This is a genomic window from Amycolatopsis sp. FU40 (genome assembly GCF_021903635.1).
Classification (GTDB): domain Bacteria; phylum Actinomycetota; class Actinomycetes; order Mycobacteriales; family Pseudonocardiaceae; genus Amycolatopsis; species Amycolatopsis dendrobii.
This window is the reverse complement of sequence record NZ_CP091381.1, coordinates 6,370,082-6,397,022: the sequence shown is the minus strand read 5'-3', so window position 1 is coordinate 6,397,022 and position 26,941 is coordinate 6,370,082. Positions and strand designations below refer to the sequence as shown.

The window sequence follows — 26,941 nt, the reverse complement described above, 5'->3', positions numbered from 1 at the left end:
GACGCGAAACCGGAAGAGAAAGTCATTCCCGGCGGTGCGGATAAACCCGGGAGTAGGTCACCTCAGCGCATTGCGCGCGATCACCTCCGCGTACCACCGTGCGCTGCGCTTCGGCGTGCGCTGCTGAGTGCGGTAATCGACGTGCACCAAACCGAAGCGCTTCGCGTACCCTTCGGCCCATTCGAAATTGTCCAGCAGCGACCAGTAGAAGTACCCCCGGAGATCAACTCCGTGAGCCAGCGCGTCGTGTGCGGCCCGCAGATGCGCGTCGAGGAAGGCGATGCGGTCGTCGTCGGAAACCTCGCCGTCGCGCAGGAGGTCCGGATACGCCGCGCCGTTCTCCGTGACGTACAACGGCACCGGCGGATAGTCCCGATGCACTTGCAGCAGCGATTCGGTCAGCCCGCCGGGGCGCACCTCCCAGCCGGAATCCGTACGCGGCGCGGCCGGGTCCGGGACGAAGTGCACGTGGTCGGCTCCGGGCCATTCCCGGCCCGCCGGCGTGCTTCCCGGCCGCGCCGAACCGGCCACCCGGTAGCCGCGGTAGTAGTTCACGCCCAGCCAGTCGATCGGCTTGCCGAGCACCGCCTCGTCGCCGTCGCGCACCACGGCGTCGAAGCCGAACCGGGCCAGGTCCTCGCGCAGGTCAGCGGGGTAACCGCCGCGCAGCAGCGGGTCGAGGAACAACCGGTTCTGCAGCCCGTCGATCCGGCGGACGGCGTCGGCGTCCGCCGGGGAATCCGCGACGACCGGGTACAGGTTCAGCGTGATCCCGGACGGGCTGCTGGTGTGCTGCCGGAGCACGTCCATCGCCAGTCCGTGTCCCAGCAGCAGGTGATGCGCCGCCGCCACAGCGCCTTCCGGCGACGTCCGGCCGGGCGCGTGGACGCCTGAACCGTAGCCGAGCATCGCCGCGCACCACGGTTCGTTCAGCGTCGACCAACTCGCCACGCGGTCACCGAGCCGGGCCGCGACGGTCTCGGCGTATTCGGCGAACCGGTACGCGGTGTCGCGCGCGGTCCAGCCGCCGCGATCCTCCAGCGACTGCGGAAGATCCCAGTGATACAGCGTCGCCCACGGCTGGATGCCCGCGGCCAGCAGCCGGTCCACGAGCCGGTCGTAGAAGTCCATTCCGCGCGGCTCCGGTTTGCCGTGCGGAAGGATTCGGGGCCAGGAAAGGGAAAACCGGTACGCGGTGAGTCCGAGCGAGCGCATCAACGCCACGTCGTCGGCGTAGCGGCGGTAGTGGTCGGCCGCCGGGTCGCCGGTGTCGCCGCGGGCCACCGCGCCCGGACGCGCGGCGAAGGTATCCCAGACGGACGCCTCGCGTCCGTCCACTGTGGTCGATCCTTCGACCTGGAAGGCCGCCGTGGCGGCGCCCCAGACGAACGCGTCCGGGAACGCGAGCACGTCGGGGATCGGCTGTGCGGACATGGTCACCCTTTCACGGCGCCTTGCATGATCCCGGCCACGATCTGGCGGCCGAGCAGGAGGAAGACGATGAGGATCGGAATCGTGGCCAGCGTGGTGCCCGCGAGCACCAGCGAATAGTCGACGTAATAGCCGCTCTGCAGTTTCTCCAGCGCCACCTGCACGGTCGGATTGCCCGCGTCGAGCACCACCAGCGGCCACAGGAAATCGTTCCAGGACGTCATGAACGTGAACATCGCGAGGATCGCCGCGGCCGGGCGGACGGCGGGCAGGCACACGTTCCAGAAGACCCGGATCATGCTGCAGCCGTCCACGCGCGCGGCTTCGATCAGCTCGTACGGCAACGCGTCCACTGTGTACTGCCGCATCCAGAACACGCCGAAGGCGGTGACCAGGTTCGGCACGATCACCGACTGCAGCCCGCCCGCCCAGCCGAGCTTCGACATCGCGATGAACAACGGGATGATGCCGAGTTGGGTCGGCACCGCGAGGGTCACCACGATGAACACGAACAAGCCGTTGCGGCCGCGGAAGCGCAGTTTGGCGAAGGCGAATCCGGCCAGCGACGAGAACAGCACCGTGGTGAGCGTGACCGTGCCGGACACAATGACGCTGTTCGCCAGCGCCCGCCAGAACGGAACGGTGTCGAATACCCGCGCCGCGTTGGCGAAGAAGTTGCCGCCCGGCAGCAGTGGCGGTATCCGTTCGGTGAGCATTCCGTTGTCGCGGCTGGCCACGAGAAACGACCAGTAGAACGGGAACAGCGAGCCGAGCACGAACACGATCAGCACGCCGTACGTCGCCTTGCCCGGTTTGCCGAGCCGGACCGCGCGCGCCCGCAAGCTTGCTTGCATGCTCATGTGCGCCTCCCCGCGAGCCGCCCGGTGACGAAGTAGTTGATCAGCGCGATCACGACGATGATCAGGAAAAGCACCCACGCGATCGCGGACGCGTAGCCGAGATTGAAATTCTCGAAAGCGGTCTGGTACAGATACAGCGTCACGGTCTGGAACTGATGGGTGGAACCGCCGTTGTTCGACCCGGGCATCGCGTCGAACAGCTTGGGCTCGGTGAAGATCTGCAGCCCGCCGATCGTCGAGGTGATGGTGACGAAGATCAGCGTGGGCCTGAGCAGCGGCAACGTCACGTGAGTGAAACGGCGCACGGTTCCTGCCCCGTCGATCAGTGCGGCCTCGTGCAGTTCCTTCGGAATCGCTTGCATGGCAGCGAGAACGATCAGCGCGTTGTAGCCGGTCCATCGCCAGTTCACCATGATCGCGATCGCGACGTGGCTGGCGAACCGGTTGGCCTGCCAGTCCACAGGGGACAGTCCGAGCGTCTGGAGCACGCCGTTGACGAGCCCGTACCGCGGCCCGAACAGGTTGGCGAAGATGATGCCGAGTGCCACCAGGCTCGCCGCGTAGGGCAGCAGAATGCCGACCCGCCACCCGGTCGCGCCGCGCAACCGCAGCGTGAGCACCGCGGCGAGCAGGACCGCGATGATCAGCTGAGGCACGCTGGACAACAGGAAGATGCTGACCGTGTTTTCCAGCGCGTGCCAGAACTGCGTGTCCGCGAACAGTTCCGTGAAGTTGTCCAGTCCGATGAAGTCCGGGTCGTCGTCGCCGGCTTTCCAGGAAAACAGCGATACATACGCGGTGTACAGCAACGGGAACATGCCCACGATGGCGAATACGATGAAGAACGGTGCCACGTACAGATAGGGCGAGATTTTGACGTCCCAGCGCGCCATCCGGTCCCGCAGGCCGGGCCGCGCCGCGGCGGGTCGCCGCGGCGTGGCCCGGCTTTCCGGAGCGGTCTTGTCGGTGACAGTCATCGTCAGCGGGTGAGTTTCTTCGCGCCGTCGACCAGCCGCTGCCAGCCGTCCGCGGCCGAAGCTCCCTGTTCCACCGACTGCAGCGCCGGGCTGGCCACGTTTTCCTGGATCTGACCGTCGTTCGGGCCCTTGTACTGCGGTTTCGCCACCTTCTTCGCCTGCTCGGCGAACAGTTCGCCGATCTTCGCGCCGCCGAAGTACGCGTCGGTCGCGTTGAGCAGCTGCGGGCTTTCCAGCGCCTTCGCCTGGCTCGGGAAGTTGCCCTTGGCCTCGAACGCCTTGATCTGCTGCTCCGGTGCGGTGAGCCAGGCGGCCAGTTCAGCGGCCTCCCGCGGGTGCTTGCTCTGCTTCGGCACCGTCAGATACGAACCGCCCCAGTTGCCGCCTCCGCCGGGAAACGCCGCGGTGACCGCCCATTTGCCCGCGTTGTCCGGCCCGGCCTGCTCCTTGATCACGCCGAGCATCCACGCCGGACAGGCCTTCGTGGCGAACGCGCTCTGCTTGAAACCGGAATTCCATTCGTTGCTGAACGCGGTGAGCTTCGCCGATTCGCCTTTCGCGACCGCGTCGGTCACCTTCGCCCAGGCGTCCTTGATGCCCTGGTTGTTCTCCACGGTGAGCTTGTCGTTGGTGTCGAGGTAGCCGACCGGCAGCTGGTTGACCATGGAGTTGAAGTTCTGCGCCGCCGAATCGAACCACGCCTTGCCGGTCTTGGCGGTGTACTGGGCGCCGGCCGCGAAATAGCTGTCCCAGGTGGCGAAGAGCGGTTTCACCGCCTCCGGGTCGCTGGGCAGCCCGGCCGCGGCGAGCAGGTCCTTGCGGTAGCACATGGCGAGCGGGCCGATGTCCGTGCCGTAGCCGATGAGCTTGCCGTTTTTGTCCTTGCCCGCCTCGTATTTCCACGAAAGCCACCGGTCCGGCGCGACGCCCGAGGGGCCGATCTGGCTGAGGTCGTTGAACTTCGAGGACTTGCTGAGGATGTCCGACAGGTGGCCTTCCTCGACGGCCTGCACGTCGGCCAGTCCGGAGCCCGCCGCGAGCTTCGTCATCATGTCCTGGGCGTACGGCCCGCCCTGGCCGGTCTTGCGGTGGGTGATCTTGATGTTCGGGTGCAGCCGCTCGTACTCCGGGATGAGCGCCTCGTAGCCGAACTCCGTGAACGTCGCGAGCGTCAGTTCCACGTGCTCGTTCGGCCCGGCCGCCGCGGGCACGTCGCCGTCGCCACCGCCGCACGCCGCGGCGCTCACCGCGGTCATCGTGATGCCCAGTGCCAGCACCAGGCCCTTCCGGAACGTTGTCACCGTCGTCAACCCCTTGGAAGTCGTTCTGGGAGCGCTCCCAGATGCCGAACGAGTGTGTTGCAGGTAACGGGGGATGTCAAGGCCGGAGTCTCCGGGAGCGCTCCCGGCCAGACCCCGTTAAGCTGACCCGATCAACAGGCAGGGGGTGGGCGGAGTGGCGCCTCGGTCCGAGGACGAGCGGCCGACGCTGGAGGACGTCGCGGCGTTCGCCGGGGTCTCGCGGTCCACCGCGTCCCGGGCGCTGAACGACGACGCGTACGTCAGCGCGCGCTCGCGCGAAAAGGTGCTGGCCGCGGCGCGGGACCTCGGGTATTCGCCGAACCAGGCCGCGCGTTCGCTCGTCACCCGGCGGACCGGCGCGATCGCGGTGGTGCTCTCGGAGCCGGAAGCGCGACTGCTCGACGACCCGTACCGGACCGCGGTGATGCGCGCGGGCTACCGGGAACTGGCCGACGTCGGCTGCCAGATGGTGCTGCTCTTCAGCGATACCCGGGAAGACCTCGGGCGTACCGTGCGGTTTCTCGAGGGCGGCCATGTCGACGGAGTCCTCGTCTTCGCTCCGCACCGTGCCGATCCGCTGCCGAGGGCGTTGCGGTTGCTGAAGCTGCCCACGGTGTTCGGCGGCCCGGCCGCCGACCTGCGCCGCGGCGTGCACCTGGTGGATTTCGACAACGAAGGCGGCGCCCGTCAAGCGGTGACGCACCTGGTGGAATCCGGCCGCCGCCGGATCGCGACCATCGCGGGTCCGCAGGACCAGGGCGCGCCGATCGACCGCCTCGCCGGCTGGCGCGCGACGCTCGTGGACGCCGGGATCGACCCGTCCGGGCTGGCCGAGGAAGCCGACTTCACCCTGGCCGGCGGCGCTAAAGCGATGGCCACGCTGCTGGAGCGGGTGCCAGACCTCGACGCGGTGTTCGTCGGCAGCGACATGATGGCGGTGGGCGCGCTGCGCACGCTTTCCGACGCCGGACGCGACGTGCCCGGCGACGTCGCGGTGGTCAGCTTCGACGACAACGCCGCGCTGGCTCCGGCCATGACGCCGCCGTTGACCTCGGTGCACCAGGATCCGCGCGAGCAGGTCCACGCGATGGTCACGACGCTGATGCGGCTGCTGGACGGCGAGGACGTCGCGCCGGGCGCGCAGATCCTTCCGGTGTCGCTGGTCGTCCGCGAGTCCAGCGGGTCCAGCTAGCCCGGCTCTTCCGGGACCCCTCCCAGCCGGGTCGTTTTACCTTCCCGGGCATGGGAGCGAACGAGGGGCGCGGCCGGACCGCCGCGGCGCGGGTGCGGGAGGTGTCGACCCCCGAGCTGTACCGGCGCAACCCGTTCCGGATCGTCGGCCTCACCGCGGTCGCGACGCGGCGGGAGGTGCGGGAGCGGCGACTTCGAGTCCTGGGGGTGCTCGAAGTCGGCGGCGCGGTGCCGGACGGAGTACCCGCGGACGTGACCGCCGACGAGGTGCGGGCGGCCTTCGACGCGCTGGGCAACACCGAACACCGGCTCGTCGACGAGGTCTTCTGGATCTGGGGCATGCCCACCGACTGCGGATGCCCGCTCCAGTTGCATCGCAAGCACGACAACGCGGTCGCCGCCTACGCCGCGGCCCTCGACGCGGAAGCCGACCGCACCGACGATCACCCGACTCCCTTGTGGACCGAAGCGGCTAGTTGCTGGGCGGTGGTCCTGCGGAGCGAATCGTTCTGGCGGCATCTGAACCATCGTGTCGAGAAGCTGGGCGACCGGCGGCTTGACGAATCCACGGTGGACGGACTGCGGACGGCGCTGCCGGACGCGTTGCTCGCGCCGTTGATCGAAGTAGCTACGAGGTCGGCTGAGCCGCGGCGGTTCACCGGGTATCTCGCGTTGTTCGGGGCTGATCGGCATGCCGTCGAGGACGCGCGGACCGCTATCGCCGACGGGACGTACCGGCGGGTCGAGGCGTTGCTCAAAGACCTTCGGGGAGATCTGGACGGGAATCGGGTGCAGTCGGCCGCGGAGCGAGCTATCGAAGAGACCGCGCCGCTGTTCGACCGGCTCGAAGAGGTGGTTCCACGAGCGGAATTCCGGCGGACAGCTTCGCTTTCGGAGTCGATCGCGGTGGTGGCGAACAACATCGGGGTCGCGCTCGCGGAGATGCGCGGCGCGTCCGCGAACCTGGTCCGGGAGGTGTTCGCGGTCGCGCGGCGCTGCAGTCGCGACCCGGAGACCCTGGAAGCCGTGTCGCGCAACGAGATCGCTGCCACGGTGTATGTGCCCACTCCTTCTCTGGAGCGGGAGCCGTCGGCGGCTCGGATCTGCGGCGCGCTGCTGCATGCGGTGGCGGCAGCGGTGTTCCTGGCCTTCAAGCTGCCGCGGGAAGCACTCTTGGCGGTTATTTTCCTCGGCGCGGTTGCCGGAGCGTTGACGAATTGCTTCGTGGCGGCCCGGCCGTGGACCAGCCCGGGACGGTATCCGGCTTTGCTCGGGCTGGACGTGGGGATTTACCTGGCTCTCAGCGTGGTTGAGACGCCCTATTGGCTGGCCGTCGCCGTCGCGGCGGCGCTGTTGTACGTCGCTCCGTTCGTTCGGGTGCAGAGGGGCTTGTGATGCGAGACCGGCGGGGCGAAGAAGCGAGACAGCGCAAGCAGCACAAGGAATTCCGGATCGCCGAACCTGGGCTTCAATCCGACGAGCGCGCTCGGTTGCGGGAACTGCTCGAAAAGCTCGCCGCGGTATTGCCCGCTGCGGACAACGCATCGCCACTGTCCGAATCGGACTTGGCGGAGGCGGCGACGGCGTTGTGGCGGGCGCGGCGCAAGCTCGCCGGGGTCGAGGACCGGACGGCGCGGCAGGCGGGCCGGTTCCTCAGCGCGAGCCAGGACGCGCTCGACGCGGCAGGAGTGCTGGTGCAGGACCACGACCGGATCCCGTTCGGCTCCGGGATGGCGCTCGAGGTGCTGTTGTTCCAGGACGAACCGGACCTGGACGTCGAGCGGGTGGTGGAGACCGTGCGGCCGTCGATTTACCTGACCGGCCGCCGGATCCAGATGGGACAGGTCATCGTCGGGCGCCCGGCCGCCCGGGGGAACGGGGAAACGGATGCGTGACACGATCGATTTCGGGATCGACCTCGGCACCACGAACAGCGCGATCGCGGTGCTCGACGACGGTGCGGTGACGGTGATCAAGAACAACGCGCAGATGGACTACACGCCGTCCGCGGTCTGGATGCCCAAACGCGGCGTGATCGAGGTCGGGGCGGGTGCGCGGCGGCGGATCGAGGACGACCCGGACAGCGTGCACATCGAATTCAAGCAGTCCATGGGATTGCCGGACGCGCGGCGGGAGTTCCCGAAGGCCGGGGTCAGCATGACTCCGGTGGAACTGTCCGCCGAGGTGCTGCGCACGTTGCGCGGTTCCGCGTCCGGCGAGTTGCCGGACGCGGCGGTGATCACGGTGCCCGCGGCGTTCCTCCTCAACCAGACCGAGGCGACGCGGGAAGCCGCGAAACTGGCCGGGTTCACCGGCAACTGCCCGCTGGTGCAGGAACCGACCGCGGCGGCGTTCGCCTTCGGATTCCAGAACGAAAGCAAGGGCGCGCACTGGATGGTCTTCGACTTCGGCGGCGGCACGTTCGACTCCGCCGTGGTCAGCACCGTCGAGGGCGAACTGAGCGTGCTGCATCACGCCGGCGACACCCACCTCGGCGGCCGCAACATCGATCAGGCAGTACTGGACCAGTTGCTCGCGCCGGAGGCGGCGCGGCAGTTCGGGTTCAGCGAGTTCACCCGGGGCAATCCGCGCTGGCGGTGGAATTTCGCCCGGCTTCGCAGCGCGGCCGAGATCGCGAAAATCCAGCTCTCCCAGGCAGAACAGACTCAGGTGATGATCGACCTCGACCGGGGCGACGGGAAAAACGAGCTGTTCGATTGCGTGGTGCGCCGCGAGGACGTCGACCGGCTGGCCCGGCCGTTCTACCTCCGTGCCGTGCAGCTGTGCCGGACCGCGCTGGAGTCGGCGAATCTGCGCCCGGCGGACATCGACCGTCTGCTGCTCGTCGGCGGTCCGACGCTCGCGCCCGGGTTGCGCGAGCTGCTGGCCGATCCGTCGGCCGGGCTCGGCATTCCGCTCGACCACAGCCAAGACCCGAGCACGGTGGTGGCGCGCGGTGCCGCTGCTTACGCCGGAACGGTGGCGCGCCCGAGGACGGTACGCCCGGCGAAACGCGGCGAGTACTCGCTGGAACTGTCCTATCCGGCCACCACCAGCCTGCCGAGCGTGCCGGTGTCCGGCCGTTGCGCGACAGACGGTTCGGCCGACTGGGCGCGCTTCCGGATCGCGCTCAGCGCGCCGCAGCGCAAGCCGGTCTACCGGACGTCGGAGGTTTCGCTTTCCGCCGACGGCACGTTCACCGTCGACGCGGTCCTCGACGAGCTGAGCACGAACCGGTTCGAGATCGAGCTGCTCGATCCGGCCGGCGCGCCTGTTCCGGTGCAGCCGGGCTCGCTCACGATCACCCACCAGCTCAACGAAATGATGGGACAGACCGTGGTCAACACGGTCGGTCTGACCGAGGCCGACGGTTCCTTCACCCCGATGCTGATGAAGAACGCGCCGCTGCCGGCGGCGAAACGGCAGACGTTCTTCACCACGGCGACATTGTTGCGAGGGAACACGTCTTCGGTGATCCGGATTCCGGTCGCGGAAGGCGAACGTCGCCGCGGCGAGCGGAACCAGCAGGTGGGCGTCATCGAGATCCGGGCCAAGGACGTGCGGTTCGACCTGCCGCGCGGCAGCGAGGTCGTGATGACTTTCGAGATGGACGATTCGCGGCAGGTGTCGGTGGTGGCCGAGGTTCCGTTGCTGGACAACGAGTTCGAGGCGGTCATCGATCTCAAACAGCAGCACGTGCCGGATCCGCAGACCCTGCGCCGGCTGTTGAACGAGCTGGAAGCGCGGCGCGAGCAGGTGCGGACACAGGTCGAGGGGACGCGCTCGGACCGGGCGCGCGGGCTGCTGAACCGGCTGGACGAACAGGGCAGCGTCGCGGCGGTCCGCGACGAGGTGCGTTCGGGCGACGCGGACGAGGGGGCCGCGGTCGCCGCGGAACGGCGGATGCGCGACGTGCAGGCGGATCTTGACGACATCGAGGCGGAGCTGCGCGTTCCCGAGGTGCTGGAACGGCTGCGGGACCAGATCGACCACTGCCGCGAGCTGGTCGACCGGGTCGGCGCGGACGAGGACCGGACCGAACTGGCCGAGATCGAGCGCCGGTACGCGGCCATCGCCGAATCGCACGACGTCGAGGCGGGCGAGCGGCTGTCCGACCGGGCGCTGGACCTGCAAGTGCTGTTGCTGCGCCGGGACGGTTCGCTGGACCTGGAGGTGTTCAACGCGCTGCGGGCCGCGCGCGACACGATGTCGGACCCGGCCCGCGCGCGGGAGCTGATCCGCGAGGGCGAGCACCTGGTCGCGACGTCGAACTGGGCCGCGCTGCCGGACGTCAACCGCCGGTTGCGCCGTTTGCTTCCGGACGACCGGCCAGGTCAGCCAGGCGGCGGGATTCTTCGCGGGGAGCGGGAATGACCGGGCTTTCGCAGGCGCTGGAAAGGGAACTCGTCCTCGCCGAAGGCGCCGACCTCGCCCGGCGTGGCGACTACGAGGCGGCCGTCGCGCTTCTGGAACCGGATTCGGCGGGTGATCCCGCGCGGCTCGATCTGCTCGCTCGCGTGCACGCGCAGTCCGGAGATCTCGCCGCGGCGGACGCGGCGTGGGCGGCCGTCTTGGCCCTGCAGCCGGGAAATTCCGCTGCGGAGGCGGGACGCCAGGTGATCGCGAAAGTCCATTCCGGACGATTGTGTAGGCGGCCGGTTCGCCGGTACCTGCTGACTGCCAGTGCGGTGGCAGTGATCGGCGGCGCGATCGCGGGCGGAATGGTGCTGACCACGCGACAGTCGCCGCCTCCTCCGGTCGTTACCGTGGCCAAATCGGACGACGGTCTCCGCGCAGAACTGGACCGCCTCCACGGCGAGGAATCCCGCGACGCGACCGCGGCCAAGGAGCGGCAGGAAAAACTGAAGCGGCTAGCCAAAACGCTGGCGGCACCAGGTGTGTCCGCAAAGGTCGTTTCCGACTCGGTCACCGTCAGCTTCGACCGCAACCTTTTCAGTCCTAACGCGACAACTCCGAACGAGGTAGGGCGAACGACGCTGACGGGCTGGGCGCAAGTACTCAAAGGACAGTCCATTCGCGTCACCGTGATCGGTTACGGCGTCGCTGTGCCCGGCGGACCGGCGAGCGGCGGTTCGACGGTCTCCTTGGCTCGCGCGTCCTCCGCGGCCCGAGTGCTCGCCGCAGAGAGCGGATTGCCGTTGACCGCGTTCGCCGTCGCCAGCGCGGACCAAGGCGCGAGCCCGGCCCGGACGGTCACCCTCGAAGTGCGGCCGACCGGCGCATGAACGCCACGTACAGCGCGCCGGGCACGATGAGGCCGAGCAGCCACGAGATGTCCGCGCCGCCGAGCAGCGGGGCGATCGGGCCGACGAAAATGCCTTCGACGTTGGCGAACGGGATCTGCACCGCGATGCCGAGCACGTACGCGGACAGTGCGGGCCAGGCCCAGCGACCGTAGCGGCCGTTCGGGTCGTAGAGCGCGTCGAGGTCGTACTTCTCCTTGCGCAGCAGATAGAAGTCGACCAGGTTGATCGAGCTCCACGGGGTGAGGAAGTACAGCAGGAAGTCGAGGAACAACACGAAGTTCGACAGGAACTGACCGCGGCCGAGGATGGCGATCACCGCGCCGACCACCCCGACGCCCGCGATATAGCCGATCCGCGTCGCCTGGGAGAGCGCGGCGCGGCGGCCGAAACCGGTCAGTGCGGTCGCGACGGTCATGTAGCCGCCGTAGATGTTCAGCACGTTCACCGTGAACTTGCCGAGCGCGATGGCCAGCAGCAGCGGGATGAGCAGCGCCTCGCCGCCGAGACCGACGACGTACGCGACTTCGTGGCCCTTGAACGCCTTCCCGGCAATGGCGTACGCCAGCGCACCGAACGACATCGCCCACACCGCGCCGAGCACCGTGCCGCCGTACGTCCACCAGAACGTCGCGCGCACTGACGTCGCCGACGGCAGGTAGCGCGAGGTGTCGGCGACGTACGGGCCGAAGGTGAGCTGCCACGAAGCGGTCAGGGAGACCGCGAGCAGAAACTTCGGGAAGTCCAGGTGCGGCGCGGCGAGCACGGTGCCGAGATCGTGCCCGCTGATCAGCCGGATCGTCAGGTACAGGAAGACGACCACCGACAGCGCGGACGCGATCCAGCCGAACCGGTGGATCAGCCGGTATCCGACGATCGCGATCAGCGCCGAGGCGAGCGCGTAGACCGCGATCGCGGCGTCCGTCGGCAGGTGCGTGATCTGAGCGACCGCCTGACCGCCGAGCAGCGAACCGCTCGCGAAATAGCCGAGGTACATCACCACGACCAGCACCAACGGGAGCGCCGCGCCGTACACGCCGAACTGCGCGCGCGACTGGATCATCTGCGGGATGCCGAGCTTCGGCCCCTGCGCGGCGTGCAGCGCCATCGGAATGCCGCCGAGCGCGTTGCCCGCCACGACCGCGACGATCGCCCACAGCGGATGCACGCCGACCAGCACGGTCAGCGCGCCGGTGACCGCCGACGTGATCTGCGTGTTCGCCGCGAACCACAGGGTGAAGAGGCTGCGCGGATGCCCGTGCCGCTCGGACTCCGGCACCGGGTCGATCGAGCGTCGCTCCAATGTGGCCGCCACGTACCCCTCCTGCGGTTCTTCGGTGAATGCGCTGGACGAACTCAACGTCAGCGCTGCCCTGCCGGCCAAGTAGCCGCCGGACGATTCTGTCTCGGATCCCAGACCCTGACTGGCTGTCAGCGCCTGGCAGCGGACTGCCAGCGAAGTGTGCGGCCGATGCCAGCGACGGCCGCCAGTCTTCAGAGGTCACCAGCTAACCGGGGAGAACAATGCAGACTCCAGTCACCATCATCGGCGCCGGCCTCGGCGGACTGACCCTGGCCCGGGTCCTGTACCTGCACGGGATCCCGGCCGAGGTCTACGAGGCCGAACCGTCGCCGATGTCGCGGTCCCAGGGCGGACTGCTCGACATTCACGACTACAACGGCCAGATCGCCGTCGAGGCGGCCGGGCTGATGGACGAGTTCCGCGGCCTGATCCTCGAAGGCCGCCAGCAGATGCGGGTCCTCGATCCCGACGGCACCGTCCTGCTGGACCACCCCGACGACGGCACCGGCGGCCGTCCCGAACTCCTGCGCGGCGAACTGCGGCAGATGCTGCTCGACTCGCTCCCGGAGGGCGCCGTCCGCTGGGGCCGGAAGGTCAGCGGCGTCCGCGCGGTCGACGGCGGCCACGAGGTTTCCTTCGCCGACGGGGGTTCGGTCGTCGCGAAACTGCTGGTCGGAGCCGACGGCGCGTGGTCGAGGGTGCGGCCGCTGCTGTCCGACGTGGTGCCGGAGTACATGGGCCTCACCTTTGTCGAGACGTACCTTTACGACGCCGAGATCCGGCATCCGGAGGCCGCGAAGGTCGTGGGCGGCGGTGGGATGGGCTCGCCGGGACCGGACCGGCGCATCATGGTGCACTGCGAACGCAACGCCTTGCACACCTACGCGATGCTCAAGAAACCGGCCGAGTGGTTCGACGCGCTTGAAGGCCTCGACACCTCGGACGCTCTCGCCCGGATCGCGGCCGAGTTCGCCGACTGGGCTCCGGAAATCCGCGAGCTGATCTCCGGCAGCGACACCGCGCCGATCGTGCGCAAGCACTACAAGTTGCCGGTCGTGCCCCGGTGGGAGCGAATCCCTGGCGTGACGCTGATCGGCGACGCGGCACACCTGCAGGGGCCGAACGGCGAAGGCGCGAACCTGGCCATGCTCGACGGCTCCGACCTCGCCGAACTGCTCGCCGCGCATCCGGACGACGTCGAGACCGCGCTGGCCCTGCACGAGGAACGGATGTTCGCCCGCAGCGAGAAGGTCGCCGCGGAGTCCGCGGAGATGGTCAAGCGGATTACCGCCGACAACGGCAAGGACACCGCGAAGATCGTCGCCGAGGGATTCCGCCGGATGCTCGCCAAGAAGCGGGAACCGGCGGAGCGGATCAGCTGAGGCGATGCCGCGCGCGCGGGCGAGCTCAGCGGTAGCCGAGCCGCCCGCACGAGGCGTTGTTATCCGGGTTATCCGGGGACGCCGCGAGGTGCGGCGGGATGCGGGTCGAGAGCCTTGAACTTCTCGAGCAGGCGCTGGGCGGGCGTGGAATCAGCATCGAACGCGATGAGGTCTTGCTCGTCCCGGCCGGGGAGCAGGGTCAGCGCGCCGTTGCAGCGGAAGCAGAAGGCGATCTCGAACAAGACCCCTTCGGAACCGTGCGCGCGAATCCCGTAGCGGGGCAAGAAACAGCGCAGCAACTTCCCGGCGGGCAGTTCGGCGATGAGCTCGGCGATCGGGGCGACGTCGTCGCCGTCCCACCCGCCGAGCACCTCGCCGGGGACGCCGGCCCAATCCCGGGTCTCGATGTCGGTGATCCGGAGACATTCGAAGCGCCGGATCTGGTCGGCCGCGGATGGCAGGTGCACGCGGTCACCATGCCACATTCGGCGATCGCCCGGCGCGGAAATTCAGGCTCCGGCGAGCCGGTGCGCCTTGAAGAACTGAAGAATCACCGGGGTGGCGTCGATGACGGCAGGGGTGTCGGAGTCGTTGTTCGGTTTGGTGCTAGGCCAGACGTGTCCGGCCCCTTCCACCCGGTAATGCACCAGCGAACACCCCGGCCACCACTGCTTCACCACGCCGCGCACCGGAGAAACCGAGACCGGGTAAGGGAAACACCGGTCACGAGCGGCCCAGCCGTTCAACCAGTCCGGAATGGACGGCAGCCCCTTGGCCGGATTGCCGGTGTAGGGAATGGTGGTGTCGGCCGTGCCGTGGAAGTCGATCAGCGCGACCTTCCGGCTCGGATGGCAGGCGCCGCCCTGGGGGTAGAACGCACCGGAAACCGGGGCGAACGCGGCGATCCGGTCGGCCATCCGGCACGCCAGCACGCCGACGAACCCGCCGCCGTTCGATTTGCCCGCGGCGTAGATCCGCGCCGGATCCACGCACATCCGGTGCTGCAGCGAGGTGAGCAGGTCGCCGGTGAACTGGACGTCGTCGACCGGGGCCGAGTAGGGCGCGCCGGTCCAGGCGGACTTGCCGTCGGTGCCGGTGACGCCCTGCGGGTACACCGCGATCACGTCCGAGCCGGAGAAGCCGGACAGTTCTTCTTGGTACTCCGCGGTGCGGCCGTGCCCGTGATAGGAGAGGACGACGGGGTACTGCCGGTGCGGGTTGTACCGCGCGGGCACGTAGATCCGGTACTCGCGATCGACCCCGCCGGAGGTCAGATGCTCGACGGTTGTGGTGCCGGGATTCGCCACCGCCTGCCCGCATCCAGTTGTCGGCAGTGCTTCAGCCGATGCTGGCGCGGCGAGCACCCCGAGCCCGATCGCCGCCGCTAGTACGGCAACGCCTGCACGGAAACGTCCGGACATCCGATCCTCCTCGATCGACGGGCGAGCGCGACCATAGTCACCCCGCACCGGCCCCGGACGAACCTTTCGTTCATTGAGTTAACGGCTAGGCTCGCTCGGGTGACGGACGCGGAAGAGTCCTCTGCCAACCGCATCACCGGCGGCCAGTTCGACAAGGTCGTCATGGCCGGGGCGGTGCACGGCGACATCAACGTCGGCCGATCGGGCGACAGTCCGGCGGATCTGGCCGACCCGCTCATCGCCTCGGTCCGGCTGCGACCCGGCGGAACACTGGCCGATCTGGTGCTCGACACCGATCCGCCGCGGGTCGCCGTGCCCGGCGGGACGGTCCACGTCATCACGGTGGAAGCCAGAACGACCCGAGCGGTCGTCCTGCAATCCGCGCGGGTCGTGGTCGTCTCGCGGACCCCGCCGCGCCCGGCCTGCCTGCTGGTCCGGGTCGGCGGGATCCTGGAACCACGCCCCTTCACGACCGATTTCGACGCCCCGTCGCCGCGCCTGGTCGCGCAGGGCCCGGACTTTCCGTTCACCGTCAGCGCGACCGACGTCGAGCAGTTCGAGATCGAACCGATCACCACCACCCACGAGGTCGCCTGGCGGCTGGAAGTGGACTGGACGTGCGCGGGCCGCCATGGCACCACGGTCATCGACAACCAGGGCGAGCCGTTCCACGCGTACCCCGTGCCCGTTCTCTGCTCCGGCCGCTCGCATACGGTGCTCAGTTCCGGCTGCGACCTCTTCCACGAACGCGGCTGTCCGTCGAACCTGCTCGCCGCGTCAGGTGCGCCCGTATCCCTCTGGGATCAGCCCGCGCCCTACCCCGTGCTGCCGCCCCTGTCGGAAGCCCCAGCCTCCGTGGACCTGGATCCCGACCTGAAGGAATCGTGGCCCGAATACCGCCGGGTCGCCAACGCCATCCGGATGGCCGCCTTCGAACCGGACTTCCGCAGCCACGAACCGCCGGAGCGTCGCGCGCTGCTCATCCGAGTACTGCGCTACCTCTTCGTCTCCGGCCAAGCTCATCCCGGTGCCGCGCTTGGCCGCCTCGTCCACGCCGAATGGACCACGGCGCTGGGCGAGGACCACCCGGACACCCTCGCCGCCGCCAACCGCCTGGCCGGTTGCCTGATCGGCACCACCGAACACGCGGAGGCCCACGACCTGCTGTCCGGCCTCCTGCCCCGCGCGAGCCGCGTTCTGGGCGAGGACGACCCGCTGACGCTGATCATCGCGAGCAACCTCTGCGTGGCGTATATGGGGCTGAACGAATACGAACGCGCCCGCGACCAGACGGAAGACGTCCTGGCCCGAACCCGCCGTGCTTTGGGGTCGGATGCGCTGGGCACCTTGCGGACTACCGGGAATCTGGTCCAGATCCACCTCCGTCTCGGCGACCGGGCTTCGGCGCTTGAGGTGCTGGAGGACCTGCTGCCGAGGTGCCGAAGGGCGCTGGGGGAGGACCATCCACAGACGGTGAGCGCTGCCGCGGTGTGGGCTCAGCTTCAGGAGTGAGTCAGGATTTTCTCTGCTGGAGGGCGGTTTCCACCGCAGCGAGGTGGTCCGGACCTATGCCCGCAGCTGGATGGACCGGGATCAGGGCAGTCGCGAGGCGTCCACGGCGTTCGAGGAACCGCTGCCGCGCACCCGGGAACAGCCCGAAGTCGTCATCGAGCCACGCCAAGGGCCGCCCCGCTGCGAAGCGGCCGACCGCGCCGTACTTCCAGTCCGGATGCTGCTCGTAGGCGCGTACTCCGACCACCGGAAGCGCGGGCAGCCCGAGCGCTGGGCCGACGGTGGCGTTGGCCTCGTCTTCCCACGAACTGACCCATGCGAGTTCGGCGTCGGTCCGCTCGGCGAGAGCGAGCAACGCGGCTCCGTGCGCCGGATTGAGCCAGGCCCGCCGCCCGGCCTTTCGTCGCCAGCGCGAAACACGCCACTGGTGCTCGACGTAGCCGAGCGGCGGGGCCTCAGCCGCGAAAGGGTTGAGCGGCCCGTCCACGTCGAGCAGCAGAATCGGCTTCACCCTCCGACGCTACCCAGGCCATTCGCCAGGTCAAGGAGTGCAAAACCCCTTCGCCGCCAACACCCGCTCCACCGAGGCCGTCACCTTCGCCCCCGGCAACTCCCCGCTCTCCACCGCCCGCTGAAGCCGGTCCACGACCGCCCCCACGTCGTTGTGCCCGGACGAGAACAACGCCTGATCCGCCCCCGCCCGCAAAGCCTTCAACACCGCGTCCGGCAACGCGAACCGGTCCGTGATCGCCTTCATTCCGCCCAGGTCGTCGGTGATCACCGGCCCAGTGAAGTGGAACTCGTTGCGCAGCAACTGATACGCCTGAGGCGCCAGCGAAGCCGGCTCGTCCCCGGTCAACCCAGGCACTTCGAGATGCCCGACCATCACCGCGACCGGTCCGTACTCCGAGATATCCCGGTAAGGCACCAGATCGACCCGGCGCAGCTGGTCGAGCGGCGGGGTGACGACGGTTCCTCGATGCGAGTCGCCCGAACCATGGCCGTGGCCAGGGAAATGCTTCAGTACCGGCTGCACCCCGCCCGCGCGCAGGCCCTCGGCGAAGGCCATCGCGTACTGCCGCACCTTTTCCGGATCCGGGCTGTAAGAACGGTCGCCGATCACCGCGTCGTCGGGTTCGTCGCTCACGTCCGCGTCCGGTGCGTAGTCGACCGTCACCCCGCGTGCTCGCAGTTGCTTGCCCCGCTGCTCGCCGATCGCGCGCACCTCGTCCGGGGTCTTCGAGGCCGCCAGTTGCCGGGCGCTCGGGAGGGAGCCGTCGAGGTCGTCGATGCGCTGCACGCGGCCGCCCTCTTCGTCGACGGCGACCGAAACCGGGATCTTCGCCGCCCGCTGGACCCCGTCGAGCGCGCCATTTTGCAACAGCGTGGTCTTTTTGTCTCCCACGAAGATCCCGCCGACCTGCTGCCGCCGCACGAGGTCCGCGACGCCCGCCGGGTCGCCCGCGTTGACGCCTGGCACCACCAGTTGCGCCACGCGTGCCCGCGGATCCATCGCCGACACCGCGGAAGCGCACGTCCCCCGTCCCGGCACAGTCTGCGCCGGCGAGGTTGACGCAGGTGGAGCGGCTTGCGGCGAACTCCCCGCGCTCGGCGGTGCGAGCGGGGCGGGCGTTGCTGTTCCGGAACCGGAACGATCCCCGGAGCACGCGGAAAGTGCACATATGAGCGTTAACGCGCTCACGGCTCCTGTGGTGCTCCAGCGGGGTCGTGCGTGCGCCTTCATCATTTCCTCTGCTGGTCTGGACAGGTCTCCGTGACGGTAACCGAACCCCACCGGCGGGCCCAACTTCACGCTGTGAAGAATGAGCGCGTCCCGACTAGAGATTTCGTGAAGCCGAGGTGGGCACACTGACCGGCACACGGCAAGCACAGGCTCTGCACCGGGGAGGCAGCGATGAATCAGGTCAAGGTTGCGGCATGGGCTTCGGACCCGATCACCCTCGCGGGCCTCATCGACCATTTGCGCACGCGCCGCGAGGTGCGGGTGATGCCGGGCCAGCAGCGCGGTGAAGCCGCGGTGCTCGTGTTCGCCGCGAACCGCGTCACCCGCGAGGTGAAAGCGGCGCTGCGGGCCGCGGCCTCGGAGACCCCCGCGGCCATCGTGTTCGTCGCCGGATACGTGGACGCCGACGATCTGGCCGAGCTGGCCGCCTGGCACGTCGCCGCGGTGCTGCCGCGCGACGCGATCGGCGGCGACCAGCTGGTGCGCAGCATCGTGGCCGCCGCTTCCGGACGCGAGACCTCGATGCGGGATCTGCTGCAGCAGGCGGAGACCCTGCGCCGCAACGGCGACCGCACCAACCTGTCGCCGCGCGAGGTCGACGTGCTGCGGCTGATGGCCGAGGGCTGGGACACCGCGGAAATCGCGAACAAGCTCTGCTACTCGGAGCGGACCGTGAAGAACGTGATCTACGGCATGACGAACCGGCTCAAGTTGCGGAACCGTCCGCACGCCGTCGCCTACGCGCTGCGCGCCGGAGTGATTTAAAGGATGCTCACCACGTGCGAAAGCTGACCCGGCGCCCGGCCGTTGCCGCGCTCGCCGCCGCATTCCTGTTACTGGCGGCCGCGTGCGGTTCCGCCGCGTCCTCGGGGAAGATCACGCTGAGCGTGGCCACGTTCGGCGAGTTCGGCTACGCGCCGTTGTTCGAGCAGTACGAGAAAGACCATCCGAACATCGAGATCCGCAGCCGGGTCACCGATTTCGACACGCATTTCAAGAGCCTCGCCACGCAGCTGGCGGCCGGTCGCGGCGCGGCCGACGTCGTCGCGGTCGAAGAGCAGTACATTCCGAAGTACATCCGGGCCAATGACAAATTCGTCAATCTGGCCGATTACGGCGCGGACAAGCTCAAGCAGCAATGGGCGCCGTGGAAGTGGGCGCAGGGCACTTCGGGCGATTACGTCTTCGGGCTCGGCACGGACATGGGCAGCCTCGCGATGTGCTACCGCCGGGATCTGTTCGAGCAGGCTGGGTTGCCCACCGACCGCAAGGCGGTCGCCGAGCTGATGCCGGACTGGACCGGGTACGCGAATGTCGCCGCCCGGTTCACCGAAAAGCTGCCGAAGGTGAAGTTCGCCGATTCGGCGGGCACGGTCTACACCGCGATGCTCAACCAGTCTCCGGAGAACTACTTCTCCGCCAAGGACGATTCCTACATCGCCGATCGCAATCCCAGCGTGCGCACCGCTTTCCAGTTGTCCGGCGGTCTCGCGCAAGCCCATGAAACGGCCGGCGCGACCACCTACACGCAGGCTTGGAACGTCGCGATCAAACAGGGCAGCTTCGCGACCATCGCCTGTCCGGCCTGGATGCTCACGCAGATCAAGGAAGCCGGCGGCGACGCGGGCAGCGGCAAATGGGACGTCACCACGGTGCCGGGCAACAGCGGCAACCAGGGCGGTTCCTTCCTGGCTGTGCCGAAGCAAAGCGCGCACCCGAAGGAAGCCTACGATCTCGCGCAGTGGCTGACCGCGCCCGCGCAGCAGAAGCGGCTCTTCCTTTCCGACGGCATCCTGCCGAGCGAGCCCAGCGTGTACCAGGATCCGCAGGTCGTCGCGCACACCGATCCCTATTTCTCGAACGCGCCGGTCGGCCAGATCTACGCGGCGTCAGCGGATAAGCTGCGGCCCAATTACCGCGGCCTGCACGACGCGGACGTGCGGCCCGAATTCGGCCGCGCGCTCGGCCGGATCGAGGACGGGAGCGAGAACGTCGAGCAGGCGTGGGCCGACGCGGTCCGGATGGGCCGCGACGCGATCAAGTAGCTGTCGTGGACCGGAAGCTCACCCCCTACGCCTTCATCCTGCCGTTCTTTGTCCTTTTCGGACTGTTCGGCGCGTTCCCGCTGCTGTACACGTCGTGGGTTTCACTGCACCGGTGGGATCTGCTGTCCGGTCCGGAAGGCGGCCTCGGCCTCGCGAATTACGCGGAGCTGTTCAGCGATCCGCGGTTCTACAACGCGTTTTTCAACACCGTCAGCATCTTCCTGCTCGCCGCGATTCCGCAGTTCTTCCTCGCGCTGGGCATCGCCGCGCTGCTGAACCGGCCGCTGCGCGCGGCGACCTGGTGGCGGGCCGGGCTTTTGCTGCCGAACCTGGTGTCGGTGGTCGCGGTCGGGCTGGTGTTCGCGCAGCTGTACAGTTCGGGCTACGGCGTGGTCAATGAGGTGCTCGGCTGGTTCGGGGTGCCGCCGGTTTCCTGGCAATCACACCAATGGTCGTCGCATCTCGCGGTGGCGAGCATGGTGATGTGGCGCTGGACCGGCTACAACGCGCTGATCTACCTGGCCGCGATGCAAGCGGTCCCCCAGGATCTGTACGAGGCCGCCGCCCTCGACGGTGCCTCGCGCTGGCGGTCGTTCTGGTCGATCACCGTGCCCGGCATCCGCCCGACGATCGCGTTCACCGCGGTCGCGGGCACGGTCAACGGGCTCCAGTTGTTCGCCGAGCCGCAATTGTTCGACGCCACCGGCAACGGCGGCGCGGGCGGCAACGACCGGCAGTTCCAGACCCTCACGATGTATCTGTACGAAAAGGGCTTCGGCAAATTCGACGCCGGATACGCGGCGGCGTTGTCCTGGGTGATGTTCCTGATCTGCCTGGTGTTCGCGATCTTCAACTACCGGCTCGTGCGCCGGTTCGTGGGTGCTCCGTGATCCGCCGGGGCCGGGCCGGTGGCTGGGTCTACGCGGTGCTGGTGGGGCTGGTCGCCTCGTCGCTGTTCCCGCTGTACTGGTCGTTCGTGGTGTCCACTCGGGACAACGCGGCGATCGGCGAGACCTCTCCGCTGCTGCTGCCCGGCGGTCATCTCTTCGACAACATCCAGCGCGTCTTCGCCACCGTCGATTTCTGGCTGGCGATCGGCAATTCGCTGATCGTCGCGACGACGGTGATGGTGTCCAATGTGGTCCTGTCCAGCTTCGCGGGTTTTGCCTTCGCCCGGCTCCGGTTCCGCGGCCGCAATACGTTGTTCTTCATCGTGGTCGGCTCGGCGATGGTGCCCGCACAGCTAGGCGTCGTCCCGCTTTACCTGGTGGTGAGCGATTTCGGCTGGTACGGCAGGCTCGAGGCGGTGATCGTGCCCGCGCTGGTGAGCGCGTTCGGGGTGTTCTGGATGCGCCAGGCGTGCGAGGGGTCGATCGACCAGGACCTGGTGGACGCGGCCACTGTGGACGGAGCGTCGATCCTGCGCACGTTCTGGCACGTGGCAGTTCCGGCGATCCGTCCACAAGCGACCGTCCTGGCCATGGTGACCTTCCTCGGCGCCTGGAACGACTACTTCTGGCCGCTGGTAGTCCTGGACCCGGCGCAAACGCCGACCGTGCAAGTGGTCCTGTCCCAGCTGGCCAGCGGCTACTTCACCGACTACGCCTTGATGCTGACCGGCGCGACACTGGGCGTGCTGCCGGTGATCATCCTCTTCCTGCTGCTCGGCCGGAACCTGGTGCGCAGCATCTCGACCGGCCTGACCCGAGCGTGACTCACGAGACGTAGCGGCCGAAGAAACCGGCGATCGCGGATCGCTGCACGGCGATGCTCGCCCGGGGATCAATCGTCCCGATCCGCGTCTGCCGCACCTTCGGATCGACCGGCACTTGCCGCGCCAGCTTCGGCAGGAACCACTGGACATCGGTGTAGCTGTAGTGCATCGCGGTCGCCAAGGTGAGGTCCTGCTTCGGGGCCGAAGTGTGCTCCCACAACGACTTCCACGCCGGTGCGGTCCGATGGCTGCGTGCCTGGCCGTCGCTGGTGCTGCCGGACGAACCCATCAACAGCACCGGTCGCGGCACCCCGTCCGCGCCAGCGCGAGTGAGCTGCTTGCCGTCGACGTCGTAGGCGAGCCACCCGTCCAGATCGGCCGCGGCGTCCACCCGGGAGTCCACTGTGGATACCTCAGCAGCCGTGTCCCCGCCGAACGAATGCCCGATCGCCCCGACGCGGCTCAGATCCATCGACTGCCCGAGGCCGGGAATACCGGGCAGCTGGTCAAGAGTGAACCGGACGTCCGCGACCCGCGTCCGCATCCCCGCCACCAGGTCCTTGCTCTGCTGGGAGAACACCACGCGCCCGTCCGGGAAGACGACGAACGGCGCCTCGCCGGTGTGGTCGATGGTCACCACGATGTACCCGCGGCTGGCAAGATCCTCGGCGGTCGCGCTGCCCAGCGCCCGCAGCGACGCCCAGCCCGGCGAGTACACGACCACCGGCCACCGCCCCCGCACCGGCGCGTTCGCGCGGGCGTGCGTCTTGACGGCCGCCCAGTCGACCTTGCCGGTCGGCAGCCCCAACGCCGGTGCCGCGCCCTGGTCGAAGTACGGCGCGGCCGCCGCGGGCAGATACCGCGCCTTCGGCCCAGCACCAGGCTGGGTGGGGTACCAGACGCTGATCATCAGCTCCCGGTTCCGCGCCTGGTCGACGAGGTGGACGTCGCGTTCGCCGATCGCGTGTGGTCCAGTTGGCGCAGGCAGTTCGAAAGTGGTCTCCGCCGCGGCGGGCGTGCCCCCTAAGGCGGTGAGGAGGAGGGCGGCGGCGAGGACGGTTCGGAAGCGCATGCCGGAACTCTGCCGTTCCAGCCGGGGCACCCGCGCCTGCCGACCGTCGCCAACGACCCCCGACTTTCGTCAACCCGTCCGGCGCGCCACCGTGGTCGCCAGCTCGCTGCGCGACGGCGCGTCCAGCTTCCCGAGCAACCGCACGACGTGCGCCTGAACCGTCCGCCGAGGCAGCCGCAGCTCCGTCGCGATCTCCGGATTCGACCGGCCGGCAGCCACCAGCCGGGCGATCCGGACCTCCAGCGTCGACAGCGACTCCCAGCCACGCTCTGGCCGCGCCGAAGCCAACGAAGCCCCGCGCTGCACGCCGACCGCCTGCAATCGCGTCTCCGCGTGCTCCAGATTCCACGCCGCCGAAAGCTCCGTGTACAGCGAAGCCGCCTCATCGAACGCCGCCTGAGCGGCATCCAGCCGGCCGACCCGCGCCAGCAGCACCGCCGAGTCCTCCAACGCACTGGCCAGCTCCGGTTTCCGCCCCACCGCACGGAAATGCTCGACCGTCCGCAGAACCGGCTCCGGATCCTCGCCCAGCAACCCCCGGCACCATTCGGCAGCCGCGAACGCCCGCGCCGGTTCGAGTTCCTTCTCCGCCTCTTCGACACAGACCTCGAGTGCCCGCTCCGCCGCCGCCCGGTCGCCCGCCGCCAACGCGATCTGCGCGAACTGCGGCAACCACTGGTGCCGCAACATCATCTGCGCGTAGGTCGGATTCAAAATCGGCTCGAACACCGTGATCGCCTTCTGCAGATCACCCTGCTGATAGGCGACAAGTGCGTGCGCGGCAAGCAAAAAGTCGAAACTCTCCCGCTCGGCACTGGTCGCCGGCGCGTGTTCCTCCGCCGCGTCCAGCAGCGCGGCCGCCTGCGCGTGCTCGCCCCGCCGTGCCGCGATGAGCGCCGCGACGCCGTGCAGCAGCAGCGCCGCCGCGCCCGGTTCCCGCAGGCCGAAGAAGGTGATCGCCGGACCGTCCTCGGTCACCGTGTCCAGCTCCACCAGCGCTTCGTCCCACCGGCCTTCCCAATACCGGTGCACCGCAACCGAAACCTGCAGGCCGCTCGGCATGCTGTGCCGCCGCGTCACCTCGGCGGCCTCCTGCAACGTGCGGTTCGCGTCGTCCAGCCGGTCGAGGTTCTGCAGCGTGAAGACGCGGTTGTCCAGCAGATCCAGGTGCAGGTCGGCCAGTTCGTGCTCGTCGCCGACGGCCGCGATCGCCTCGTCCACGTGCTTCAGCGCGCTCGGGTGGTGCCGTCGCACGGAATCGACCAGCCACAACGTTTGCAGCGCGTGCGCGGTGAGGTAGCCGTCGCCGTTGGCCTCGGCTCGGGCGACGTGCGCGTTCTTCTCCGCGACGTCGAGGTCGTCGAGCCCGCCGCGCCGGAAGTTCGCGAGCAGGTGGCGGCCCTTGACCCGCCACAGCTCCGGCACTCCCGGATCCTCCGCCGGATTCCCGAGCGTCTCCACCGCGAGCTGCACGTCGCCGCGGCGGAACCGCATCGCGGACACGACATGGCGCATCTCCGCCGCGTTGTCCGGATCGCGTGCCACATCGAGTGCTTGCAGTGCAAGGTCTTCCGGGTTCCGTTCCAGTCGGAACAACACCCGCACCAGCGCGACCAGCAACGGTTCGCGGCGCGGATCGTCGTCCTCGACCACGGCGAGCGCGCGCTCCAACAGTTCGACCGCGATCAGCGGGGCCCGGTTCGACACCGCGCTCTGGTGCTCGACGAGCCAGTCCAGCACCCACGGATCCACAGTGGACGGAACGGCCACGAGCTGCTCGGCGACCCGCTTCACCGGCGCGCCGATCTTCGCCAGCGCTTCGGCCGCCTGCCGATGCTGCGCGGCCCGCGTTTCCGGCGGCAGATGGTGGTACAACGTCTGGCGCAGCAACGGAAGCCGGAACGCGAGCTGGGTTCCGGTGTCGAGCAGGATGTTGTCCGCCACGGCCTCTTCGAGCGGGCCGAGCAGGTCCGACGGACGCTGTCCGAGCACCGCCGCGATGTCGCCGACGGCGAACTCCATGCCGAGGATCGCGCCCCAGCCCAGCACGTGCCGGGTCTGCGCGGGCAACAGCTCCAGCCGCCGGTTGACCGCCGCGACGATCGATTCCGGCGGCTCGAAGCGCAGCGGATCCGGGACGTCGGCGAGCCCGTCGCGGTGCTCGACCGCACCCGAGTGCACCAGCGCGTCCAGCATTTCCTTGAGGTACAAGGGATTACCGTCAGCGCGCGCGAGCAGCTCCCGCAGCCGCGGTCCGGGATCCGCGCCGATCTGCCGCTGCGAGAGGGCCAGGACGTCGTCCTCGCCGAGCGGGCCGAGGTCGAGCACGATCCCGTCCCGCGTCTCGACGCCGCGGCGCAGCTGAGTCATCTCCGGCCGCTCCGGCGCCGGCCGCGTCGCGGCGACCAGCAGCAACGGCAGCTGCCGGGCGGCCGCGGACAGCCGGTGCCACACCAGCACGCTCGGCTCGTCCGCCCATTGCAGGTCGTCGACCACGAGCAGCAACGGCGATTCGGCACACAGTTCGTCGACGAGCGCCAGCAGCCGGTCCACCGAGTCCAGCACCGGGTCGCCGACGCGCCGCACCGGTTCCTCGCTGCTCAGCGCGACGCGCGCGCGGCGCGGATCCGGCGAATGCGGGTCGATCGCCAGGCATTCGTGCATCACCTGCAACGGGAACCGCATGCTCAGCTCGTCCGCAGCCACCCAGGCGAGCTGGAGACCAGCGGCGTCGCCGAACGCGTGCGCCAGCAGCTCCGACTTCCCGATCCCGGCCTCGCCCTCGATCCACACCGCCCGGCCGCGGCCCGCGCGGACGCCGTCGAGCAGCTGGCGCAGCTTGCTGACCTCGGCTTCCCGGCCGAGCAACGGGTCCCGCGGCGCCCGCACGACCGGCTCGGGCAGCTCCGGCCGCCGCAGCTCCAGCGCCGGGTCCTCGGCGAGCACGCGCTGGTGCAGTTCGCGCAGCCCGGGCCCAGGTTCCACGCCCAGCTCGGCGCGGAGCGTGCGGCGTGCGTCGCGGAACACGTCGAGCGCGTCGGAATGCCGGCCGCTGCGGTAGAGCGCGAGCATCAGCGACGCCCGCAGCGATTCACGCAGCGGGTACTCGGCGGTGAGCGCGGTCAGCTCGGCGATGATCTCCTGGTGGCCGCCCATCTCCAGCCTGCTGCGGGCGGCTCGGTCCAGTGTGTCCAGCCGCAGCTCGGCCAGATATGCGCGATGCCGCTCGGCGAAATTGCCGGGCACCCCGGACAGCGCTTCGCCGTGCCAGAGCTTGAGCGCGGCGCTGAATTCGGCGACCGCCCGGTTGTGCGCCCCGGCCTCGGCCTCGCGCTTGCCGTCTTCCCGATGCTGTTCGAACTTCGCCGCGTCCAGCGCTTCCGGCGCGAGGTCGAGCGTGTAGCCCGCCGGGCCGGAGCCGAGCACGCTCGACGCGGACCACCGGGTGCGTTCCGGCTCCAGCGCGCGGCGCAACCCGGAGATGTAGGTGTGCACGCTGCCTTCGACACTGGCCGGCGGCGAATCGCCCCATACGCCCGCGATCAGCTCCGCGCGCGGCACCGGCCGTCCGGCGGCGACCGCCAGCATGGCGAAGACCGCCCGCTGCCGCGCGGGTCCGAGCGAGATTTCGGTCGTCCCGCGCCAGGCGCGCAACGGGCCGAGCACCGTCACCCGCAAATCCCCTGGCATGCCGTTCCATTCGCCGTGTTGACCGAGTTTACCG

Annotated in this window: 22 protein-coding genes; 11 read left to right on the top strand and 11 right to left on the bottom strand. The window is 69.1% G+C overall.

Going from position 1 to position 26,941, the window contains the following annotated elements:
- Positions 1 to 57: 57 nt before the first annotated feature.
- From L3Q65_RS29870 to L3Q65_RS29855, 4 genes are read right to left on the bottom strand one after another with little or no spacing between them, the layout of a single operon-like run.
- Complete coding sequence (locus tag L3Q65_RS29870) at positions 58 to 1,434, bottom strand: GH1 family beta-glucosidase (RefSeq protein ID WP_182889887.1); 1,377 nt, start codon at positions 1,432 to 1,434, stop codon at positions 58 to 60.
- A gap of 2 nt (positions 1,435 to 1,436) precedes the next feature.
- Entirely contained in the window at positions 1,437 to 2,285 is an 849-nt protein-coding gene (locus L3Q65_RS29865; RefSeq protein WP_237600951.1) for a carbohydrate ABC transporter permease, read from the bottom strand.
- A gap of 2 nt (positions 2,286 to 2,287) precedes the next feature.
- Entirely contained in the window at positions 2,288 to 3,268 is a 981-nt protein-coding gene (locus L3Q65_RS29860) for a carbohydrate ABC transporter permease (protein ID WP_237597228.1), read from the bottom strand.
- 2 nt (positions 3,269 to 3,270) lie between these two features.
- A complete protein-coding gene (locus L3Q65_RS29855) occupies positions 3,271 to 4,569 on the bottom strand; it encodes an ABC transporter substrate-binding protein (protein WP_182889890.1) in 1,299 nt (432 codons plus the stop codon).
- Positions 4,570 to 4,723: 154 nt separating this feature from the next.
- On the opposite strand from L3Q65_RS29855, the gene L3Q65_RS29850 reads away from it, so the two are divergent.
- From L3Q65_RS29850 to L3Q65_RS29830, 5 genes are read left to right on the top strand one after another with little or no spacing between them, the layout of a single operon-like run.
- On the top strand, positions 4,724 to 5,761 hold the full coding sequence (locus L3Q65_RS29850) for a LacI family DNA-binding transcriptional regulator (RefSeq protein ID WP_182889891.1): 1,038 nt from the start codon (positions 4,724 to 4,726) through the stop codon (positions 5,759 to 5,761).
- Positions 5,762 to 5,811: 50 nt separating this feature from the next.
- Positions 5,812 to 7,155 carry a hypothetical protein gene (locus L3Q65_RS29845; RefSeq protein ID WP_237597227.1) on the top strand — a complete coding sequence of 448 codons (1,344 nt, stop codon included), beginning with the start codon at positions 5,812 to 5,814 and terminating at the stop codon, positions 7,153 to 7,155.
- Positions 7,155 to 7,655, top strand: coding sequence for a hypothetical protein (locus tag L3Q65_RS29840; RefSeq protein ID WP_182889893.1), 501 nt, complete (start codon positions 7,155 to 7,157; stop codon positions 7,653 to 7,655). Before L3Q65_RS29845 ends, L3Q65_RS29840 begins: the two co-directional genes overlap by 1 nt.
- A complete protein-coding gene (locus L3Q65_RS29835; protein ID WP_237597226.1) occupies positions 7,648 to 10,134 on the top strand; it encodes an Hsp70 family protein in 2,487 nt (828 codons plus the stop codon). The genes L3Q65_RS29840 and L3Q65_RS29835 overlap by 8 nt, the downstream gene beginning before the upstream one ends.
- Positions 10,131 to 11,006, top strand: a complete 876-nt coding sequence (locus tag L3Q65_RS29830) for a hypothetical protein (RefSeq protein WP_182889895.1) — start codon at positions 10,131 to 10,133, stop codon at positions 11,004 to 11,006. The genes L3Q65_RS29835 and L3Q65_RS29830 overlap by 4 nt, the downstream gene beginning before the upstream one ends.
- On the opposite strand, the gene L3Q65_RS29825 is transcribed toward L3Q65_RS29830, so the two are convergent.
- Positions 10,975 to 12,339 carry a cytosine permease gene (locus L3Q65_RS29825; RefSeq protein ID WP_237597225.1) on the bottom strand — a complete coding sequence of 455 codons (1,365 nt, stop codon included), beginning with the start codon at positions 12,337 to 12,339 and terminating at the stop codon, positions 10,975 to 10,977. The two genes, L3Q65_RS29830 and L3Q65_RS29825, sit on opposite strands and share 32 nt — an antisense overlap.
- Before the next feature lie 209 nt (positions 12,340 to 12,548).
- Between L3Q65_RS29825 and L3Q65_RS29820 the strand changes: the two genes are divergently transcribed.
- Positions 12,549 to 13,709 carry an NAD(P)/FAD-dependent oxidoreductase gene (locus L3Q65_RS29820; protein ID WP_237597224.1) on the top strand — a complete coding sequence of 387 codons (1,161 nt, stop codon included), beginning with the start codon at positions 12,549 to 12,551 and terminating at the stop codon, positions 13,707 to 13,709.
- Between the two features lie 68 nt (positions 13,710 to 13,777).
- Here L3Q65_RS29820 and L3Q65_RS29815 read toward each other — a convergent pair whose 3' ends face one another.
- Together L3Q65_RS29815 and L3Q65_RS29810 are read right to left on the bottom strand one after the other, a co-directional pair.
- A complete protein-coding gene (locus tag L3Q65_RS29815; RefSeq protein WP_182889898.1) occupies positions 13,778 to 14,176 on the bottom strand; it encodes a hypothetical protein in 399 nt (132 codons plus the stop codon).
- A gap of 42 nt (positions 14,177 to 14,218) precedes the next feature.
- On the bottom strand, positions 14,219 to 15,130 hold the full coding sequence (locus L3Q65_RS29810) for a PHB depolymerase family esterase (RefSeq protein WP_237597223.1): 912 nt from the start codon (positions 15,128 to 15,130) through the stop codon (positions 14,219 to 14,221).
- Positions 15,131 to 15,229: 99 nt separating this feature from the next.
- On the opposite strand from L3Q65_RS29810, the gene L3Q65_RS29805 reads away from it, so the two are divergent.
- A complete protein-coding gene (locus L3Q65_RS29805; protein ID WP_237597222.1) occupies positions 15,230 to 16,642 on the top strand; it encodes a tetratricopeptide repeat protein in 1,413 nt (470 codons plus the stop codon).
- Between the two features lies 1 nt (position 16,643).
- On the opposite strand, the gene L3Q65_RS29800 is transcribed toward L3Q65_RS29805, so the two are convergent.
- On the bottom strand, positions 16,644 to 17,153 hold the full coding sequence (locus L3Q65_RS29800) for an HAD domain-containing protein (RefSeq protein WP_237597221.1): 510 nt from the start codon (positions 17,151 to 17,153) through the stop codon (positions 16,644 to 16,646).
- A 30-nt stretch (positions 17,154 to 17,183) separates the two neighbouring features.
- Positions 17,184 to 18,155, bottom strand: coding sequence for a glycoside hydrolase family 3 N-terminal domain-containing protein (locus tag L3Q65_RS29795; protein WP_237597220.1), 972 nt, complete (start codon positions 18,153 to 18,155; stop codon positions 17,184 to 17,186).
- 402 nt (positions 18,156 to 18,557) lie between these two features.
- Here L3Q65_RS29795 and L3Q65_RS29790 point away from each other — a divergent pair, with 402 nt between their 5' ends.
- The 4 genes from L3Q65_RS29790 to L3Q65_RS29775 are packed head-to-tail and all read left to right on the top strand — an operon-like array spanning position 18,558 to position 22,145.
- On the top strand, positions 18,558 to 19,151 hold the full coding sequence (locus L3Q65_RS29790; RefSeq protein ID WP_009083220.1) for a LuxR C-terminal-related transcriptional regulator: 594 nt from the start codon (positions 18,558 to 18,560) through the stop codon (positions 19,149 to 19,151).
- A gap of 14 nt (positions 19,152 to 19,165) precedes the next feature.
- On the top strand, positions 19,166 to 20,431 hold the full coding sequence (locus tag L3Q65_RS29785; protein ID WP_237597219.1) for an extracellular solute-binding protein: 1,266 nt from the start codon (positions 19,166 to 19,168) through the stop codon (positions 20,429 to 20,431).
- Between the two features lie 5 nt (positions 20,432 to 20,436).
- The gene (locus tag L3Q65_RS29780; RefSeq protein ID WP_182889902.1) at positions 20,437 to 21,321 is read left to right on the top strand and encodes a carbohydrate ABC transporter permease; all 885 of its coding nucleotides are present in this window, start codon (positions 20,437 to 20,439) and stop codon (positions 21,319 to 21,321) included.
- The gene (locus tag L3Q65_RS29775; protein ID WP_370648130.1) at positions 21,318 to 22,145 is read left to right on the top strand and encodes a carbohydrate ABC transporter permease; all 828 of its coding nucleotides are present in this window, start codon (positions 21,318 to 21,320) and stop codon (positions 22,143 to 22,145) included. The genes L3Q65_RS29780 and L3Q65_RS29775 overlap by 4 nt, the downstream gene beginning before the upstream one ends.
- A gap of 1 nt (position 22,146) precedes the next feature.
- Here L3Q65_RS29775 and L3Q65_RS29770 read toward each other — a convergent pair whose 3' ends face one another.
- Both L3Q65_RS29770 and L3Q65_RS29765 read right to left on the bottom strand, forming a co-directional pair.
- Positions 22,147 to 23,217 carry a dienelactone hydrolase family protein gene (locus L3Q65_RS29770; protein WP_182889903.1) on the bottom strand — a complete coding sequence of 357 codons (1,071 nt, stop codon included), beginning with the start codon at positions 23,215 to 23,217 and terminating at the stop codon, positions 22,147 to 22,149.
- A 69-nt stretch (positions 23,218 to 23,286) separates the two neighbouring features.
- Positions 23,287 to 26,907: a BTAD domain-containing putative transcriptional regulator gene (locus tag L3Q65_RS29765; RefSeq protein ID WP_182889904.1), complete on the bottom strand. Its 3,621-nt coding sequence runs from the start codon at positions 26,905 to 26,907 to the stop codon at positions 23,287 to 23,289.
- Between the last annotated feature and the right edge of the window lie 34 nt (positions 26,908 to 26,941).

Bases quoted from the DNA above. Each gene is read 5' to 3' on its own strand.
- L3Q65_RS29870 (WP_182889887.1), bottom strand. From the start codon at position 1,434: ATGTCCGCACAGCCGATCCCCGACGTGCTCGCGTTCCCGGACGCGTTC.
- L3Q65_RS29865 (WP_237600951.1), bottom strand. From the start codon at position 2,285: ATGCAAGCAAGCTTGCGGGCGCGCGCGGTCCGGCTCGGCAAACCGGGC.
- L3Q65_RS29860 (WP_237597228.1), bottom strand. From the start codon at position 3,268: ATGACTGTCACCGACAAGACCGCTCCGGAAAGCCGGGCCACGCCGCGG.
- L3Q65_RS29845 (WP_237597227.1), top strand. From the start codon at position 5,812: ATGGGAGCGAACGAGGGGCGCGGCCGGACCGCCGCGGCGCGGGTGCGG.
- L3Q65_RS29840 (WP_182889893.1), top strand. From the start codon at position 7,155: ATGCGAGACCGGCGGGGCGAAGAAGCGAGACAGCGCAAGCAGCACAAG.
- L3Q65_RS29835 (WP_237597226.1), top strand. From the start codon at position 7,648: ATGCGTGACACGATCGATTTCGGGATCGACCTCGGCACCACGAACAGC.
- L3Q65_RS29830 (WP_182889895.1), top strand. From the start codon at position 10,131: ATGACCGGGCTTTCGCAGGCGCTGGAAAGGGAACTCGTCCTCGCCGAA.
- L3Q65_RS29820 (WP_237597224.1), top strand. From the start codon at position 12,549: ATGCAGACTCCAGTCACCATCATCGGCGCCGGCCTCGGCGGACTGACC.
- L3Q65_RS29810 (WP_237597223.1), bottom strand. From the start codon at position 15,130: ATGTCCGGACGTTTCCGTGCAGGCGTTGCCGTACTAGCGGCGGCGATC.
- L3Q65_RS29795 (WP_237597220.1), bottom strand. From the start codon at position 18,155: ATGGATCCGCGGGCACGCGTGGCGCAACTGGTGGTGCCAGGCGTCAAC.
- L3Q65_RS29790 (WP_009083220.1), top strand. From the start codon at position 18,558: ATGAATCAGGTCAAGGTTGCGGCATGGGCTTCGGACCCGATCACCCTC.
- L3Q65_RS29770 (WP_182889903.1), bottom strand. From the start codon at position 23,217: ATGCGCTTCCGAACCGTCCTCGCCGCCGCCCTCCTCCTCACCGCCTTA.
- L3Q65_RS29765 (WP_182889904.1), bottom strand. From the start codon at position 26,907: ATGCCAGGGGATTTGCGGGTGACGGTGCTCGGCCCGTTGCGCGCCTGG.